19 protein-coding genes are annotated in these 16,983 nt (G+C 67.0%); 1 reads left to right on the forward strand and 18 read right to left on the reverse strand.

Going from position 1 to position 16,983, the window contains the following annotated elements; translation table 11 throughout:
* Window positions 1-115 precede the first annotated feature (115 nt).
* The 12 genes from WKW79_RS22145 to WKW79_RS22200 all read right to left on the reverse strand — a co-directional run bounded on the left by WKW79_RS22145 (window position 116) and on the right by WKW79_RS22200 (window position 12,288).
* Window positions 116-487, reverse strand: a complete 372-nt coding sequence (locus tag WKW79_RS22145) for a hypothetical protein (protein ID WP_340337367.1) — start codon at window positions 485-487, stop codon at window positions 116-118.
* Between the two features lie 28 nt (window positions 488-515).
* Window positions 516-1,631, reverse strand: a complete 1,116-nt coding sequence (locus WKW79_RS22150; RefSeq protein WP_340337368.1) for a porin — start codon at window positions 1,629-1,631, stop codon at window positions 516-518.
* Window positions 1,632-1,780: 149 nt separating this feature from the next.
* Window positions 1,781-2,734 (reverse strand): electron transfer flavoprotein subunit alpha/FixB family protein, encoded by a 954-nt coding sequence (locus WKW79_RS22155; protein ID WP_340337369.1) that lies wholly within the window; start codon window positions 2,732-2,734, stop codon window positions 1,781-1,783.
* 12 nt (window positions 2,735-2,746) lie between these two features.
* Window positions 2,747-3,742 (reverse strand): SLAC1 anion channel family protein, encoded by a 996-nt coding sequence (locus tag WKW79_RS22160; RefSeq protein WP_340337370.1) that lies wholly within the window; start codon window positions 3,740-3,742, stop codon window positions 2,747-2,749.
* Window positions 3,726-5,465: a SulP family inorganic anion transporter gene (locus WKW79_RS22165; RefSeq protein ID WP_340337371.1), complete on the reverse strand. Its 1,740-nt coding sequence runs from the start codon at window positions 5,463-5,465 to the stop codon at window positions 3,726-3,728. Before WKW79_RS22165 ends, WKW79_RS22160 begins: the two co-directional genes overlap by 17 nt.
* Window positions 5,446-5,991, reverse strand: coding sequence for a GNAT family N-acetyltransferase (locus WKW79_RS22170; protein WP_340337372.1), 546 nt, complete (start codon window positions 5,989-5,991; stop codon window positions 5,446-5,448). Before WKW79_RS22170 ends, WKW79_RS22165 begins: the two co-directional genes overlap by 20 nt.
* A gap of 3 nt (window positions 5,992-5,994) precedes the next feature.
* A complete protein-coding gene (gene ppk2 / locus WKW79_RS22175; protein ID WP_340337373.1) occupies window positions 5,995-6,879 on the reverse strand; it encodes a polyphosphate kinase 2 in 885 nt (294 codons plus the stop codon).
* Window positions 6,880-6,912: 33 nt separating this feature from the next.
* Complete coding sequence (locus WKW79_RS22180) at window positions 6,913-7,935, reverse strand: hypothetical protein (protein ID WP_340337374.1); 1,023 nt, start codon at window positions 7,933-7,935, stop codon at window positions 6,913-6,915.
* A 4-nt stretch (window positions 7,936-7,939) separates the two neighbouring features.
* Window positions 7,940-8,194 (reverse strand): RNA-binding protein, encoded by a 255-nt coding sequence (locus tag WKW79_RS22185; RefSeq protein WP_340337375.1) that lies wholly within the window; start codon window positions 8,192-8,194, stop codon window positions 7,940-7,942.
* A gap of 21 nt (window positions 8,195-8,215) precedes the next feature.
* Window positions 8,216-8,998, reverse strand: a complete 783-nt coding sequence (gene fabI / locus WKW79_RS22190; protein WP_340337376.1) for an enoyl-ACP reductase FabI — start codon at window positions 8,996-8,998, stop codon at window positions 8,216-8,218.
* A 3-nt stretch (window positions 8,999-9,001) separates the two neighbouring features.
* On the reverse strand, window positions 9,002-9,940 hold the full coding sequence (locus WKW79_RS22195) for a phosphate acetyltransferase (RefSeq protein ID WP_340337377.1): 939 nt from the start codon (window positions 9,938-9,940) through the stop codon (window positions 9,002-9,004).
* Window positions 9,937-12,288: a DUF3141 domain-containing protein gene (locus WKW79_RS22200; RefSeq protein ID WP_340337378.1), complete on the reverse strand. Its 2,352-nt coding sequence runs from the start codon at window positions 12,286-12,288 to the stop codon at window positions 9,937-9,939. Before WKW79_RS22200 ends, WKW79_RS22195 begins: the two co-directional genes overlap by 4 nt.
* A gap of 165 nt (window positions 12,289-12,453) precedes the next feature.
* On the opposite strand from WKW79_RS22200, the gene WKW79_RS22205 reads away from it, so the two are divergent.
* The gene (locus tag WKW79_RS22205) at window positions 12,454-13,095 is read left to right on the forward strand and encodes a VIT1/CCC1 transporter family protein (protein WP_340337379.1); all 642 of its coding nucleotides are present in this window, start codon (window positions 12,454-12,456) and stop codon (window positions 13,093-13,095) included.
* 16 nt (window positions 13,096-13,111) lie between these two features.
* Here WKW79_RS22205 and WKW79_RS22210 read toward each other — a convergent pair whose 3' ends face one another.
* The 6 genes from WKW79_RS22210 to WKW79_RS22235 all read right to left on the reverse strand — a co-directional run bounded on the left by WKW79_RS22210 (window position 13,112) and on the right by WKW79_RS22235 (window position 16,958).
* Entirely contained in the window at window positions 13,112-13,336 is a 225-nt protein-coding gene (locus tag WKW79_RS22210; RefSeq protein ID WP_340337380.1) for a YMGG-like glycine zipper-containing protein, read from the reverse strand.
* A gap of 11 nt (window positions 13,337-13,347) precedes the next feature.
* Window positions 13,348-13,731: a hypothetical protein gene (locus tag WKW79_RS22215; protein WP_340337381.1), complete on the reverse strand. Its 384-nt coding sequence runs from the start codon at window positions 13,729-13,731 to the stop codon at window positions 13,348-13,350.
* 41 nt (window positions 13,732-13,772) lie between these two features.
* The gene (locus WKW79_RS22220) at window positions 13,773-14,378 is read right to left on the reverse strand and encodes a hypothetical protein (RefSeq protein WP_340337382.1); all 606 of its coding nucleotides are present in this window, start codon (window positions 14,376-14,378) and stop codon (window positions 13,773-13,775) included.
* 94 nt (window positions 14,379-14,472) lie between these two features.
* Window positions 14,473-15,207, reverse strand: a complete 735-nt coding sequence (locus tag WKW79_RS22225) for a Crp/Fnr family transcriptional regulator (protein WP_340337383.1) — start codon at window positions 15,205-15,207, stop codon at window positions 14,473-14,475.
* A gap of 189 nt (window positions 15,208-15,396) precedes the next feature.
* On the reverse strand, window positions 15,397-15,837 hold the full coding sequence (locus tag WKW79_RS22230) for a hypothetical protein (protein WP_340337384.1): 441 nt from the start codon (window positions 15,835-15,837) through the stop codon (window positions 15,397-15,399).
* A gap of 128 nt (window positions 15,838-15,965) precedes the next feature.
* Window positions 15,966-16,958: a Bug family tripartite tricarboxylate transporter substrate binding protein gene (locus tag WKW79_RS22235; protein WP_340337385.1), complete on the reverse strand. Its 993-nt coding sequence runs from the start codon at window positions 16,956-16,958 to the stop codon at window positions 15,966-15,968.
* Window positions 16,959-16,983 lie beyond the last annotated feature (25 nt).

The following is a 16,983-nucleotide window of genomic DNA, read 5'->3' on the forward strand; positions in this document are numbered from 1 at the left end:
GTGCGCGACGATCTCGCGCTCGCAGGTGCTCCGCGACTCCACGACCTAACGCTATTCCCCGGCGCGCGGCGCGAAAATCCTACTTTGGTTGGATCGCCACGGCGCCCAGTGCAACTCAGTAGCTCAACTCGCCCGCGCGGATCTCGCCCGCCTTGTTGGCGCGCGCGGCCTCGGTCTTGTAGGGCGCGCGCACCGCATCGCGCTCGGGGCTGAAGTAGCCTGGCAGCGGCGCGGGTTCCGCAGGCTTTGCGGCGGGGGCGGCAGGCGTTCGGCGCGCCTTGTACGCGGCCTCGCGCTCCTCGGCCGAATAAAGGCGCCGCGGATCGGGAATCGGATTGCCCTCGCCCATCTGCGGGCCACGCGCGGCCTCGTAGCCTGCCTTCATCCGCGCGGCCCTCGCCGATTCGGCATCGGTGCCCGCAGGCTGTGAGATCGCCGCTGCCGGAAGCACCATCGCGATCACGAGAACTGCTGTCGGGACTCTCATTCGTCTTCTCCTTGGTGCCGCCGGGGCATCAGAAGCTGTGCCGCAAGCCGAAGTCGTAGCCATTGGAACTCCGGTCAGGTGCGGTCAGGGATCCGGCGAGCGCGGCCGACGCTCCGCCTCGGTTGTCCAGGTGCGCGTAGGTGGCGTAGGCCAATGTGCGCTTGGAGAAGGCGTAGACATAGCCGATCGCGAACTTGCGGGTGCGCGGATCGCCAAACGCGTCGGTGCCGTATTCCGAGTAGGACACGCGCACTTGATCGACACCGAAGACCGGAATGGTGCCGCCGACCAGATACCCGGTGCCGGTGAGGGGCACGAAGCTGTCGACCTTGTCGCGGTAGTAGCCGCCCGAAAGCTTCAGGAATCCGAAGTCGTAGGAGGTGCCGACGTTCCACGAGTTGATGTTGCCGGTCGTGTCGCTGCGCGCGAACTTCGTCTCCGAAGAACTGAGCGCCACCGCGAACCCGCCGATGCCCCAGCCGATGCGCGCGGCATAGCCATTGCCGTCCTTCAGGTTCGGATTCGTGATGGGGGCCGGGCTGTACTGGATGTTCTCGCCCATGAAGTACTGGACTTCCCCGAAGAAGCCGCCCAGGCCCGGCGGCAGGAAGTAGCCGACCATGTTCGACGCGCGCGTGGCCGTGGGTCCGCCCAGCGTGCCGACATGCGGCTGCGAGGCGCCGACGCCGTTCGTGCCGAAGGGATCGATCTGCTCGCGGTTCCGGTAGATGGCCGTGAAGTCCCGCCCCAGGCGCACCTCGCCCCAGATGTCGATCAGGCTGACCGTGGCACGCCGGCTGAAGGAGATGAAGTCGCCCGACGTGGCACCGCCGGGCGTGTTGTTGGTATTGCCTGCGACGCCGCTGCCGTCGTCGGCATTGAAGCCGGCTTCCAGCCAGAAGTTGACGCCCAGTCCGCCACCCAGCGCCTCGTTGCCGCGAAAGCCGAACCTCGAAGGTTGGTAGGCCCCGGTGGACAGCTGTGTCTTGCTCGCGTCGCTTCCGGTGCCATACGTGACGGCCATGTCCACGATGCCGAAGAGCGTCACGCTGCTGCTGGTGATGGGGGCCTGTCCGGTGCTGGACTGCGCAAATGCCGCGCTCGCACACACGAAGTTGGCGGCCAGCATGAGCTTCACTCGCATCGTCTTCTCCTTGTTCCTTGGGGCGCAGTGAGCAGGGTCTGCTCTGCGCTCTTGCAGTCGTGGATGTTGCCTGGCGAGAACGTCGCGCGGCGATGCTAGTTCAGCGAAAGAACCGTGGCAAATCCTACCTTCGTCGGATGGGCCGTGCTTCATCTCTTTCCTGCTGTTTCAAGTGCCGCAATCAGCTCGGGCACCGCGACGAAAAGGTCGGCGACCAGCCCGTAATCCGCCAGTTCGAAGATCGGCGCTTCCTCGTCCGAATTGATCGCGACGATCACCTTCGCGTCGCGGATGCCGGTCAGGTGCTGGACCGAGCCGGAGATGCCGCAGGCGATGTACAGCTCCGGCGCCACGATCCGGCCCGATTGGCCCACCTGCCAGTCGTTGGGTGCGAAGCCGTCCTCGACGGCGGCCAGGCTGGCACCGAGGCCCGCGTTCAGCTTGTCCGCCAAGGGTGCCAGCACCGCCATGAAGTTCGCAGCGCTCCCCAGGCCGCGCCCACCGGCAACGATGACCTGGGCGGCGCCCAGTTCCGGACGTTCGCTCTTGCTGTGCTCCCGGCCGATGAAGGTGGTCTTGCAGGTGCCAGGCACGCCTTCCACATGTTGCACGTCGGCGCTGCCTCCGCTGGCTGCTGCCGCAATGAAGCTGCTGGTGCGCACCGTCAACACCTTGATGGAATCGCTGCTTTGCACCGTGGCGATGACGTTGCCCGCGTAGACCGGCCGCTCGAAGATGTCCGGCGCAACGACCCTGGTGATCTCGCTGACCTGCGCCACGTCCAGCAGTGCCGCGACGCGCGGGGCGACGTTCTTGCCATGGGCGCTGGCCGCGAACACGATGTGGCTGTACGCCGGCGCCATCGACAGGATCTGCGCGCCCAGGTTCTCGGCCAGGTTGTCGGCCAGCGACGGGCTCTGCGCGACGATGACGCGGGTCACGCCCGCAATCCGCGCCGCGCTGCTGGCCGCCTCCCCAGCGCCCGCACCGGCCACGAGCGCATGCACCTCGCCGCTTGCGCACGCCAGCGCGGCGGTGACCACGTGCAGGGTCGCGGCCTTCACGGTGGCGCCCTCATGTTCAGCAATGACGAGTACGGTCATTCGAGCATCCGTTCAAAGCGTCAGTTCGCGCAGTCCGCCTTGCGCGATGCCGACGGTGGTGCGCAAGCCCATCGACACGATCACGAAGGTCGTGAATGCGAGCAATGCCAGCGCGAAAGCTTGTGCGAGCCACCAGGGGCGCTCGATGCAGAACTTCAGCGCCGCCAGCGTCAAGGCCGCCAGCGGAAAACTCACGGCCCACCATGAGGTGTGGAATGGCGAGCAACTGCGCAGGCGCAACAGCTTGGGGCACAGGATCGCGAACATGAAGACCGCCAGGTAGAACAGCGACTCCCCGAACAGGTCGAGCCGCCCCGCCACATTGAGATAGGCCGAGAAGCCCACCGCAAAGGGCGCCACCAGGATCATCAACGAAGGCTGCAGCGCCTGCGGCATCGGCGCCTCGAAGACCAGCCGGGACATGATCAGCGTGAAGAGTGGCACCGCGAAGAACAACCCCACTGCCAGCGCGAAGACGCACACGGGATGCGAGCCGGGCACGTCCACCGGAACACCCGAATACGAGATGTTGATCGTCCCGACCACCGGAACGATCCAGGCGGGCGTGGCATGCGCGATCTGTTGCCGCACGCTCATCCAGCGGCTCACGATCAGCCAGGCGAAGCCGAGCATCGCCAGGGTGCCGACGAGCCACAGCACACTGGCCACCGCCGGCGCATAGGGCGCGACGACGGCCGGCAGCAGCAACAACGAGATGATCGGCGTCGAGAAGAAGTTGGCCGCGACGGGATGCGCGAATTCGGCGCGCACCGCGGCAGGCGATTGAAGGCACTTGAGCGCATAGGCCACGACCAATGCGACGAAGACGAGCACTGCCACATGGCCCAGCACCGCGCCCACCCACGAAGGCAGGCCGAACTCGACCGCCGCGAGCCGCCAGGCCAGCGCCAGGCCGCACAAGCCCATGACCGAGCCGAAAAGACTCACCGGCAGATGCGCCAGGCCCGCCGCGTGGCCGACGCTGGCGGTGTCAGTCGCCTTGCTCATCGGCGAGCCCGTTGCGGTCGACACGTACAAGGCTCGAAGCGCCCTGGTAACGCGCGATGGCCTGTTCGGTATTGAGCAGCATTCGCTCGCGGCCCAGCGTCGCACCGAGCGGCGATCGCTGCACCATGTCCAGCACGGCAGGATTCAGGCGCGAGAGCCACAGTTCGACACCCTTGTCGCGCAGTCGCTGTTCGGCGTCTATCAGCATCTTCAGCGCGGTGTATTCGATGTCGAACACGCCGCCCATGTCGAGTACCACGACCTTGGGCTTCGCGGCATCGATCAGGGCCTGCACCTTGCGCCCGACCTGGTGCGCATTGGCGAAGAAGATGCGCCCTTCCGGCCGGACGACCAGCAGCCCCGGAAAGGTTTCGTCCCCGGGATGCTCGTCGCTGCGCGGCCGCATCACGTTGGTACCGGGCTTGCGGCCGAGCACCTGCACCGGCGGGTCCGACATCTGCCAGGCCAGCGCCACGAGCGACACGATGATCGCCACCACGATGCCTTGCAGCGTGCCGAGCAGCACCACGCCCGCGGCCGCCACCAGGGCCCAGACGAACTCGGTGCGCCGCACGCGGGCGATGTCCCTGAACTCGACCGGCTTGATCAGCCCGACCGAGTACACGATCACCACCGCGGCCAGCGTGGCATGCGGCATCAGCCCGATCAGGGGCGCCAGCAGCAGGGCCGTGAGCAGCGAACCCGCCGCCGTCACCAATGCCGACAACTGGGTGCGTGCACCGGCGAGGCTGTTCACCGCCGTCTGCGTGGTGCCGCCACCCGCCGGCATGGCGCTCAGCAGCGCGCCGGCAGCGTTCGCGAGGCCGGTGGCGACGAGTTCGCGGTTGGGTTGCGGCGGCGGGTCTCCGCTGCGGGCGAAGGCGCGTCCCGCGGCGATCGTCTCGGTGAAGCTCATCAGCGCGATGCCCAGCGCCGCGGGCCACAGCGTCTCCACCATCCTCAGGTCCGGCAACGAGATCCCCGGCAATCCGGTCGGGACGGCGCCGACCATCGACACGCCATGGCGATCCAGCCCGAGGAACTTCATCGCGGCGATGCCACCGGCCACGGCGATCAGCGGGGCCGGCGCGCGCGGGATGAAGTGTTCCAGCGCGATAAGCCCGACGACCGTGATCGCACCCACGGCCAGGGTCGGCATCGACACCTCCGGAATGTTCTGCACGATGGCGAGCAGGTTGTGGAGAAACGAGCCCTTGTCGAAATGAATGCCCATCAGCTTGGGCACCTGGTCCAGCACGATGACGATGCCGATGCCCGCCTTGAATCCGACCAGCACCGGTTCCGAGATGAAGTCGGCGACAAAGCCCAGCCGAAACAGGCCGCCGAGCACCAGCAGCACGCCGGTGAGCAGCGTCAGGGTCGCGCAGGCCGCCGCGAGATTGGCCGTGCCCTCGCCCGCGGAGACTTCCGCCAGCGCGGCGCCCGTGAGGATGGCCAGGGTCGTGGTCGTGCTCACGCTGAGCGGGCGTGAGCTGCCCAGCAGCGCATAGACGACCATCGGGACCAGCGCCGTGTAGATCCCGACCTGCACCGGCAGGCCAGCGATCGTGGCATAGGCAAAGGCCTTGGGAATGACGACCGCCGCCGCGATCAGCCCCGCGAGCACGTCGGCCCGCAGCCAGCCCGCCTGGTAGCCGCGGAGCCAGTCCGCTATCGGCAGGCCGAAGCCCCTGGCCGGAGGGTCAAGTTCCTGCTGCGGCACCGACGTTCCCCAGCGCGCGTTTCACCACGCGCACGGTGGCGTCGCGCGGGTCCGCCTTGTCGTCGAAGCCGAGCCGCCTGGCCAGCCCCCGCATGGCCGTGTTCTGCGTCAGCACCGAGCCTTCCATGTAGCGGAAGCCGTGTGCCTCGGCCGCTTCCATCAGGATCTGCATGAGGCGCGGCGCCAGGCCCTGTCCTTGCCAGTCGTCGACGATCATGATGGCGAACTCGCAGGTGTCGCTGCCCGCATCCGAGGCATAGCGCGCGCCGGCGACGATGCTCTCCACGCCACCTTCGTCGCCGACCGCGACCAGGGCGAACTCCCTGTCGGCCACCGGATGCGTCGCCTTCTCCAGCATCGGCTCGGAAATGGCTCGCACCGTGGCCATGAAGCGCATGTAGCGCGATTGCACCGACATATGGCCGACAGCAGCCTGAAGTCCGTCCTTGTCGTCGGGCTGGATTTCCCGCACCCACACTTCGCGGCCATCGCGCAACTTGAGCCTCGCGGGGAGGACGGGGCCCATCGCCTAGAAGACCTGCGGCACGACCTTGAGCGGCAGCTTCGGCCCGACGTAGTCGCCCGGCGCCTTGCGCTTGGGCAGCTTGACCTTCTCCTGCGGCACTTTCTCGTACGGGATCTGGCTGAGCAGGTGCTTGATCATGTTCAGGCGCGCACGCCGCTTGTCGTTGGAAGGCACGACGAACCAGGGCGCGGACGGCAGGTCGGTGGCCTGGAACATCTCGTCGCGGGCGCGCGAATACTCGTCCCACTTCGTGTACGACTTGACGTCCATCGGCGACAGCTTCCACACCTTGCGCCCGTCGTCGATGCGGGCCTCCAGCCGGCGGGTCTGCTCCTCGGGGCTCACCTCCAACCAGTACTTCAGCAGGATCACGCCCGACTGGATGATGGCCTGCTCCACCAGCGGCGTGGCCTGGAGAAAGCCCCTCGCCTGTTTCTCGGTGCAGAAGCCCATGACGCGTTCCACGCCGGCGCGGTTGTACCAGCTGCGGTCGAAGATCACGACCTCGCCCGCGGCCGGCAGATGCGGGATGTAGCGCTGGACGTACATCTGCGACTTCTGCCGTTCCGTCGGCGCCGTCAGCGCCACCACGCGGAACACCCGCGGGCTGACGCGCTCGGTGATGGCCTTGATGGTGCCGCCCTTGCCCGCGCCGTCGCGGCCCTCGAAGATGATGCAGACCTTGAGGCCTGCATGCAGCACCCATTGCTGCAGGCGGACCAGTTCGACGTGGAGCTTCTTGAGTTCCGCCAGGTACTTCTTGTTCGACAGGGGCTTGTCGTCGTCCGCCGCCTCGCTCTCGCTGCCGCCGGCTTCAACCGCATCGGACTTTTCCCGCAGCGCTTCATCGGGATGGTTGTGAACGTGCGCCTTCTTGCTCTGCTTCATCGCTGACTCCTCGTTTGTATATGCGTTCTTTCATCAACCCAACAGGCCCGCCGCCTGGTCCAGCAAATGGCTGGCCGCAGGCATGTCGGTCCGCGCGACACGCACGATCGCGAAGGCACGCTCGCGCGGCGGGTCGCCCGGTACGCGCGCGATCTGGAGGTCCAGCACATGGGTGTCTTCCGGGTTCCCGTCGGTCACCATCACATTCATGCGGTTGAGCCGGATCTGCCTGGCCTGGACGTGGATGCGGTTCTCCGGGTCGGAGAAGACCTGGCAGAAGATCTCGAGGTGGCGATCGACGATCTCGGACAACGAGCCGAGGCTCCTCAGCTCCTGGCTGTTCTCGTCCATCTCCGTCTGCAGCCGCGCCAGCTCGCCGGGGTCGGCCCGGCTGCCGCCGCCCGCCATCGATCGCATGCCCGCGCCCTGCCGTTCCAGGATGCGAAGCCGCGTGGTGAGCAGCGCGCGCTCGCGCTGGAGCTCATCGCGGCGCTCGCCTTCCGCCGAGATCGTGGCCAGCGCCTCGATGCCCAGTTGGTCGACCAGTCGCGCCACGATCTCGTCCCTGAGCGCAATGACCGAGCCGCCGCAGATGCGGAACTGGTGATCGGTGAAGCTGACCGTCGTCTGCGGCACGTCCATGCGCGTCACGCCGCCCTCGTGCGAGGCGCCCAGCACCTGGCGTTCGACCAGATCCATGCCGAGCACGGCATGGGCTTCGAACACATCGGGAGTCTGGGTGAAGAAGGCTCGCAGGTCCCGGGAGCGGCCGATGGCGTCGGGGATGTCGTTGGCCGCGGCGAAGAAGGCGCGAACGTAAGGGTCCGTGCCCCAGTCCTGCACCGTTACGGCGCGCACCGAGGGAAAGTCGGCGACCAGCTTGCGCAGGTGCGCGAGGGAGCGGGCCATCGCCGAGCGCAGGCGCTCGTCGTGGTCATGCGCATGACGCAGGCGCGGGTACATGCCATGGACGCGCGCGACCATGCGGTCGAGTTCGTCGTCGGCCGGCGTGGGCTCCGGCTTCTTGCGTCCGAACAGGCGGTCCAGGATCTGCACGATGTCAGGCCATGTCGTCTCGGAGAATTTGCGCGACGATCCTGCCCTTGCGCCAGTACAGGTCGTGAATGCGATCCTTGGGGTGGCGCAGCGCCTCGGCGTTCACGTTCGGAAAATTGAGGACGACGGCGGGGCGGGGTCCATCGTCGGCCACATGCTGGATCTCTCCGGGGGTCGGGAACCCGTACTTCATCAGGAACTCGCGGATGTCCTCGTCCGATGTTCCGCTTTCGATATTGCCCAACCAGAGACGTGCCATTTGAATCTCCTTGTGCGGCCTTCAGGCCATGATGTTGACGCCGCCGTCGACATAGAGCGTCTCGCCGGACAGCCGTCGTGCGTAGGGCGTCGCAAGGAACGCGCAGGTGAAGCCGACATCCATGATGTCGACGAGTTCGCCGAGCGGCGCGCGTTGCGCGGCCTCGGTCAGCAGCAGGTCGAAGTCCTTGAGGCCGGAGGCGGCGCGCGTCTTCAGCGGACCCGGCGAGATCGCGTGCACGCGGATGCCGCGTGGCCCCAATTCATAGGCGAGATAGCGCGCCGATGCTTCCAGCGCTGCCTTCACCGGCCCCATGACGTTGTAGTTGGCGACCACCTTGTTCGCCCCGTAGTAGGACATGGTGAGCAGCGTGCCGCCCTCCTTCATCAGCGGCGCGGCCAGGCGCGCCATCCGCACGAAGGAATGGCAGGAGATGTCCATGGCCTTCGCGAAGCCTTCCGCCGAGCAATCCAACAGCCCGCCTTGGAGGTCGCCCTTCGGCGCCCATGCGATCGAATGCACCACGACGTCGAGCCGGCCCCATTCCGATTCGATGCGCGCGAACACCGCCTCCATGTCGCCGGGATTCGCGACATCCAACGGCATGAAGATGGGCGCCTCGAGCTTCTGCGCCAGTGGCTCCACATAGGTCCTGCCCTTGTCGCCCACATAGGTGATGGCCAGGTCCGCGCCGAGTTCGCGAAACGCCGCCGCGCAACCGTAGGCAATCGAGTGTTCGTTGGCAATGCCGCAGACCAGCACCTTCTTGCCGAGCAGCGGGGGAGTCGGTATCTCAAATGCCATGTCTCACCCCGCCACCTTGAGGCTCTCGCGGCGTGCCTTCGCCACCATCGCGGCCACCGCGCAGGAGGCCAGGCGCGAGGTCACCGAATCGGCGCGGCTCGTGAGGATGATCGGCACCCTTGCACCGAGCACGATGCCCGCGGCATCCGCCCCTGCCAGGAAGGACAGGCTCTTGGCCAGCATGTTGCCGGACTCGAGGTTGGGCACCATCAGCACGTTCGCGCGTCCCGCGACCGGCGAGTCGATGCGCTTGATCTGTGCCGCTTCCAGGTTGATGGCGTTGTCGAGCGCGAGCGGCCCGTCCACCGTCGCGCCGGTGATCTGCTGGCGGTCCACCATCTTGCACAGGGCGGCGGCTTCCACGGTGGAGGGGACCTTCGGATTGATCGTTTCCATCGCCGACAGGATGGCCACCCGCACGTCGTCGAGCCCCAGCGCATGCGCCAGGTCGATGGCGTTCTGCAGGATGTCGGCCTTCTCCTCCAGCGTCGGTGCAATGGAGATGGCCGCGTCGGTGATGATCAATGCGTCCGGGTGGCCGGGCACATCCATGACGAAACAGTGGCTGACGCGGCGTGCGGTGCGCAGTCCGCCTTCGCGCCGCACCACTGCTCCCATCAGTTCGTCGGTATGCAGGCTGCCCTTCATCAGCGCCTCGGCTTTGCCCTCGTGGACCAACTGGACGCCCGCCTGTGCCGCCGCCGTGCTGTGCGGCGCGTCGACCAGCGGATAGCCGGAGATGTCGAGGCCGTTTTCCTTGGCCACGCTCTCGATGCGCGCGCGCGGCCCGACCAGGATCGGCGCGATCAGGCCGAGTTGCGCCGCCTCGCAGGCACCGGCCAGCGAACTCTGGTCGCAGGGATGCACGACGGCCGTCGGCGTCGGCGGCAGCGCCTGGCATTGGGCAATCAGGCGGTCGTATTTCTCGTGCGCTTGGCTCATCGGGCGGCTTTCTTGTGTGCTGGCGGTTGGGCGAGGCGCCGCACCGGAGTACGTGTCGTCACCTTGCGTGTGCTCTTCTTCGCGACCGCTTCGCCCAGTTCGGCGCGGATGCGGCCCACCATGGCCTTCTGCGCGGCATTCGGCGCACTGCTGAGCACGCGGCGATCGGCCGTCACCTTGTCGAGCAGTTCGAGCAGGCGTGTGCGATCCGCCTTGTCGCTCAGCAAGACAGGCAAGGCGGCGATGGCGCGCTCGGGTTCGCTGCGCGCAATGATTTCCTGCGAGCCGCGCACCTTGCGCCACTGGTGGGGCGTGACGTCGGGCAGGTAGTCGGCATAGGTCTCGGCGAGTTCCTGGCGCAGTTCCAGCCGCGAGAGTGGCAGCGCCTCGCCCTTGCGTCCGACCAGGAAGGCCACGCGTGCAAGCGCTTCCAGATAGCCGCCGCTTTCGATGGTGGCCAGCGCATCCTTCACCTCCGGCAGATCCTCCGTGGCGACCGGTGCCAGTGCCTCGATCTTCTGATCGCGCGGCATGTACATCGAGACCATGTTGGCGTAGACGCTGAAGAACTCCGCCTCGGTCGACGCGTCGCGCATGGCACGGTAGTAGTCCAGCGATGCGCTGATCAGTTCCGAGCCCACCTTTTCGCTGCGGCGCATCGGATGGTCCTCGGCCAGGGCCTTGCGATGCGTCTTGACTGCCGCTGCCGCCGATGGCAGCCACGACAGCCACGGGTTGAGGCTGGAGATCGCCCAGTTCTGCAAGCGCAGCGGATGGAAGTTGCGCAGGAACTCCGCCATGGGCTCGTTCGCCATCGCCTGCACGAAGGGCCGTGCGAACAGCTCGTAGGCGCGCTGGTTGAAATCCGACAGCGCGGCCACGGCCTCGAAAGGCTTCTCGTCGACACGCTTGAGGCGGTTGATGCGCGCCACGATGTCCTCGAGGCGATGCTCCTGGAACTCGACCTCGTAGTGCGGATCGCCTTTCTTCCCGCCATGCTCGGTGATGGCCATGCCATAGAGCCCGGGCGGCAGCATCTCGATGGTCTTGAGAACCGAGACGATCTGTGCATGCTCCTTCTTCGCCACCGCACCGGAGACGAAGATCCCCAGGTGGCCGACGTTCTGGTGCACGAGCCCGACGATGACCTGGCCGCGCGCCTTGATCTCCGCGGTGCTGTCGTACACGTCCGCCACCCAGTTGAAGGCCTGCTGCGGCGGCGTGATGTTGTCGCCCATCGATGCGAACAGGACGATCGGCGCCTTGATGTCGCGCAGGTCGAAGGACTTGTCGTCACCGGACTTCACCTCGCCCTTCCACAGCTTGTTGCCGACGAAGAGGTTGCGGGTGATCCATTCGATCTCCTCGCGGTTCATCAGGTAGTAGCCACCCCACCACTTGGCGAATTCGAGGAAGCGCTCGGGCTCGGTGTCGGCCTTGTCGAACAGGTGGTAGTACTTGTCCCAGAGGCTGTTGGCCGGGTTGAGGTTCTCGAAGTTCTGCACCAGGTGGGCGCCATCGAACTTGCCGTTGCCCAGGTCGGCCGTCATCGAGGCCAGCCAGGTGCCGCCGAGCAGGCCACCCGCGTAGCGCATCGGGTTGTCGCCCTCGCCCTCGGTCAGGGCGCCGCTCCAGTAGGACATCGGCGCGCCGTTGATCACGATGGGGCCGGTGTCCTCCGGGTCCGAGGCCGCCAGCATCATCGCGGCCCAGCCGCCCTGGCAGTTGCCGATGAGGGCCGGTTTGGCACTGCGCGGATGCAGGGCCCGCACCTTCTTCACGAACTGCTGTTCCGCCTTGCACACGTCCAGCAGCGTCTGGCCCGGCTCCGGGTCGCGATAGAAGATGACGAAGTAGACCGGATGCCCGCCACGCAAGGCGACACCGACCTGCGAATCGTCCTTGAAGCCGCCGATGCCCGGGCCGTGGCCGGCGCGCGGGTCGATGATCATGTAGGGACGCCGCTTCGGATCGACGGTCACGCCTGGCGGCGGCTTGATGCGCAGCAAGGCATAGTTCACCGGGCGCGCCAGCGTGCGGCCGTCGAGCACGACTTCGGAGTCGAAATGCAGCACAGGCTTGAGGCCCGCCTTCGCATCCTCCACGAAGGCGTTCCCACGCTGCCACAGCGTGTCCCAGAAAAGGATCGAACGCTGCGTCGCATCGACGGCGTAGTCGAACCAGCCTTGCGGGTCCAGGCCGGGCCCCGGACGGGGACCTTGCTCCGCTGCCTCGCGGACGCGCCGCGTCAGTTGCTCCTGCGCAACCTGCACGCGCTTCTGAAGGACCGTGTTGACCTTGCTCCCGATCTGCTGGCTTCGCGCGAGACGCGATGCTGCTGTTTCCATGGCGAGCCCCCTCGAATTCGGCAATGGCAAAGGGATCGCCGTGCGCGATCACCCACACTCCCGATTAACGACGGGAAGCGCTCGCCTTGCCTTGATCCAGCGCAAATTCAGGCGAGGTCGACATGGCCAGAATGACTGCCGAACCGCTTCCGCGACTGGAGCCACATGACCGCCAGAGTGCTCGACCCCATCGACCGGAATTCGGAGATCCTCTTCGGCCTCTTCATGGTCCTCACCTTCACCGGCACGCTGAGCGTCGCGACGGCCGGCCGTGAGGATGTCCGCGCGGTGCTGCTGGCGGCGCTGGGCTGCAACACGGCATGGGGCGTGGTCGATGGTGTCATGTACGTGTTGCGCAACCTCGTCGGCCGTGGCCGCCAGGCTAGGCTGCGGCGCGCCGTGCTGGCGGCTGACAAGCCGGAGACGGCGCACGGACTGATTGCCAGGGAAATGGGCGAACTGTCCGGTGCGCTCGGCGCACCGGAGTTCGAGCGCGCGCGGCAGTGGCTGGTCGCGCGCTCGGCGCAAGGTACGCCCGGCCCGGAACTGACGCGACGCGACCTGCGCGGCGGGGTCGGCGTGTTCCTGCTGGTCTTCCTGTCGACCTTTCCGCCGGTGCTGCCCTTCCTGCTCTTCACCGACCTGCGCACCGCCATGCGGGTCTCCGGTGCGATCGCCATCGCGATGATGTTCGTGTGCGGCCACGAATGGGGCCGCTACGCCGGCATGAAGCCCTGGCGCGCGGCGCTGGTGATGGTGTTGCTGGGCGTAACCGTCGAGGCGATCGTCATCGCGCTGGGGGGTTAGCCCAAGTCCGCCACCCTCACTGCGCCCTGCCGCCCTTGATGTTGCCGGCCACGCCGCCGGCAACGGCGCCCACGGCTGCGCCCGTCCAGCCGCTGCCGCCGGAAATGGCGGCAATCCCTGCGCCTGCCGCGGCGCCGATGGCCGCGCCGCTCACGGTGCCTTGCTGCTGCGGGTTCATGTTCGTGCAAGCCGACAACGTCGCCGCCACGACGATCGACATGATCCATCCGGTGTGCTTCATGTCTTGTCTCCTCAAGGATTGCGCTGGATACCGGGCACGATCATCTCGAACCACAGGGTTTCGATGACGGGCCGCTGCAAGCGATCAGGATGCGCGGCATACCAGCGGTCGAGCGTTTCGCGAACGCTGTCCAGGCTCTGGCCCTTCAGCCCCCGTACCGCTCGCGGGATGATGCTCTGCGCATCGGGCGGCGCATTGACCGCCTGGTACGCACGCTCGACCAGCATCACGTTGGCCATTCCCACCAGATAGGCCTTCTTGACCTGCTCGCTGGAGCGGGCCCAATGCTCCCCGGTCACCAGTGGAACCTCGTCCGCACTGGCGTTGCTCCATGCCACCATGCTTGCAACGAGCACCGGAATCGCTGCCCATCGCCACGTCCGATTTGTCTTCATCGCGTTCTCCTTGAAAGCTTGCCGCCGCAGGCGTTGCACCCCTACTTCTTCTTTGGCGCCGGCTCCACCAGCATCGCAACGGCCTCGGTGTAGACCGCATGGACCTGGTCGCCCACCTTGATCAGCTTCAACTGCTCGGGGTCGCGCACGCGCATGTCGACCTCGTGCTCCGGCCCCTTCAGCGTGACCATCCCGGACTTGCGGTTGACGCCGATCACGTCGGCCGTGACCTCGACCTTCTGGCCCACCACGCCGCTCGGACGCTCGCCCGCGGGCGCCGCGCCGCCATCCACGGTCTCGGTCTTGCTGCGCATCTGCTTGCCGTCCTTCATCAGCGTCAGCGTCAGCGCCTGCGCGTAGCGGACCCGGATGCGGTCGCCCACCTGGATCTGGTCGAAGTTGCGCACGTCGGGGCCGACGGCCAGGGAGGACACCTTGCCCTTGGGCCCCTTGATGGTCAGGTGCCGGCTCTGCTTGTCGACCGACTCGACGGTGGCCGTGACGTCCACGACGCCTGCGATCACGCCCTTGCCAGGCTCCGTCGCGGCCACGACCGCCCCATCGGCCGGGGGCTTGTCTTTCGCGGCGAGCGCGAGGGAGGCGGCGCTCAGCGCGGCCGAAGCGATGATCAACGATGCAATCTTCATGACTGTCCTTTCATATCGGTTTTCCATCACGCGATCGCGTGACCCGCGACGCATCCAATCTGGGCGCCGCAGGCGCTTCGGGGGTGGGCTTTCACTAGCGGAGTGTTGCCGCGCCCACGGGGGTGGCGCAGACGTCCTGGATGAAGCTCGTGAGCGCCTGCACCTGGGGAATGTGGATCTCGCGCCGGCCCTTTTCAGCGAAGTGGATCACCTCGCCGCGCGCCATGCGGGACAGGGCGCGGCTCACCGTCTCCAGCGTCATGCCCAGGTAGTTGCCGATCTCGGCCCGCGACATGCGCAAGGTGACGTGGTCCGTGCGCAGGCCGCGCTGCTCCAGCGCTGCGGCCCAGTAGCGCAGGAAGCCCGCGACGCGCGCATCCGCCGGCAGGGTGCACAGGGACAGCAGGGCCTCGTGATCGCGCACCAGTTCCCGGCTCATCGCCGAATGCATGGCGACGAGCAAGGCGGGCGTCGACATGGCCGCTTGCAGCAGCGCCTCGTAGCTGACGGCCCAGATCTCGCCGGTGTCGAGCGCCACGGCCTCGCTGCCGTAGTGGCCGCCGGCAATGCCGTCCAGGCCCATCCAGTCGCCCTTGAAATGCAGGCCGACCACCTGCTCACGCCCTTCGCCCGAAAGGCTCACCAACTTGTAGAAGCCGGTGTTCACGATATAGAGGTTCGCGAAGGGCTGGCCGGCGTGGATGACGACGTCGTCCGCCCGGACCAGCCGCCGCTGGATCGGCACGCTGGCCTGGACCAGTTGCAGCACTTCTGCAATGTGAAGGGGTCCGAACGGATGACCTTGCGGGCTCCGCGTCGTTTCATGCATGGATTGCTCCTGGTTGCTGGCCGATGGCTGTAACTCCCTGGAACGAACACCGTGGCGGGAATGCCGCAAAGCGATGCCGCGCGATGTCGAGAGCGTAGGCATTGCCCCGCCTTGGGCCTATGGTGGCGACCACGCACGCGCATGGGTGCGCGCACCTACGGCATGGGTAGGCCCGCCCATCGACCGGGTTCAAGCGCGAGGCGCGCAGGCCCGAGCGACGGCAATGCGAAGCTGCCGCGCGCTGAAGGGGCGTTCCAGGAAGTCGGTGGCCTCCATGCGCGCAATCTCCACGGCGGTCCGGAAGGCCGTGTGGGGGCCGTACACGATCGACGGCAGCCGCGACCCCCGGCGCCTGAGTTCGCGAACCAGTTCGAGCACCGCCCCGGCATCGGGTTCGGTGCACGCGACCAGACAGTCTTCCGCGAAGGCTTGCATGCCGAGCAGCGCCGCGGGGCTGCCGAGGAAGACGATCTCCTTCACCACCGACCCGAGCGCCGACTGGATCCAGGATCGCTCCAGGGGATCAGGCTCCAGCACGAAGGCCCTCGCTGCCATGGGCCACCTCAGGTCGATGAAGGACCACCACGCGCCATCGCGGATGCGGCCATCCTCCGATCGCTCGATTTGCACTGCGCCATGCCGTCCATACTGCACGCTCCGGCCGGCGGCGGCAATTGGAGCGCGCACCCAACGAACACCCGGGTGGCAGCAGCAAGGCGGGCAGGACATCGACCTTCACAGGCCGATGCCCACGGACTTCACTCGGGCTTGAAGTCGATCGACTTGAGCACCGCGCCCACGCGTTCGTAGTCGGCGGTGAGGGACTTCGACAGCTCCTCCGGCGTGCGCGAAACCACAGGCTCCAGGCCCAGGTCCGACAGCCGCGCGCGCACCGCCGGTTGCGCCATCACCTTCATGACGGCCTCGCGAATGCGCGCCTGCACCGGCGCCGGCACGTCCGGCTTGACCCACAGGCCCATCCACGCCACTGTTTCAAGCTGCGGGTAGCCGAGTTCGGCGAAGGTGGGCACGTCGGGCAGCAGCGGCGAGCGCTTGGGCGTGCTCACGGCGAAGGCCTTGATCTTGCCGGACTTGATCATCGGCAACGAGGTGGCCATGCCGTCGAACATCAGCGGGATGTGGCCGCCCATGACGTCGGTCAGCGCGGGCGTGGAGCCCTTGTAGCCCACGTGCGTCATGTCGACGCCGGCCGCCTTGTTCAGTTGCAGGCCGATCACGTGCGAGACCGTGCCGGGCGTGTAGGAGGCATAGCTGACCTTGCCGGGGTTGGCCTTGATCCAGCTCATCGCCTCGCCGAAGTTCTTCGCCGGCACCGAAGGCCCGCCCACCATCACCAGGCCGCCGCGGCCCAACTCGGCCAGCGGCTTGATCTCCTTGGCCATGTCGTTGCGCATCTTGATGATGTGCGGGATCTCGCTGACCAGCGAGTTCACGCCCACCAGCACCGTGTAGCCGTCATGCGGCGACTGCGACAGGTCGTTCACCGCGATCACGCCGCCGGCACCCGGCTTGGCATCCACCACCACGGGCTGGCCGCTGTCCTTGGCCAGGCCGTCGGCCACCAGTCGCGCAATGATGTCGGCCGACGCACCCGCCGGGCCGGCCACGACGACACGCACGGTCTTGTCGGGCCACTTGGCGCCATCGTCGGCCTGGGCCAGGCCCGCGACGCCGAGGAGCGAAAGCAATGAGGCCTGCGCGATGCGCCGCCTTGTCAGGTTGGTTTTCATGTTTCTGAGTACCGTCATGCGTGCG

Source organism: Variovorax robiniae (assembly GCF_037889955.1).
GTDB classification, from domain to species: domain Bacteria; phylum Pseudomonadota; class Gammaproteobacteria; order Burkholderiales; family Burkholderiaceae_C; genus Variovorax; species Variovorax robiniae.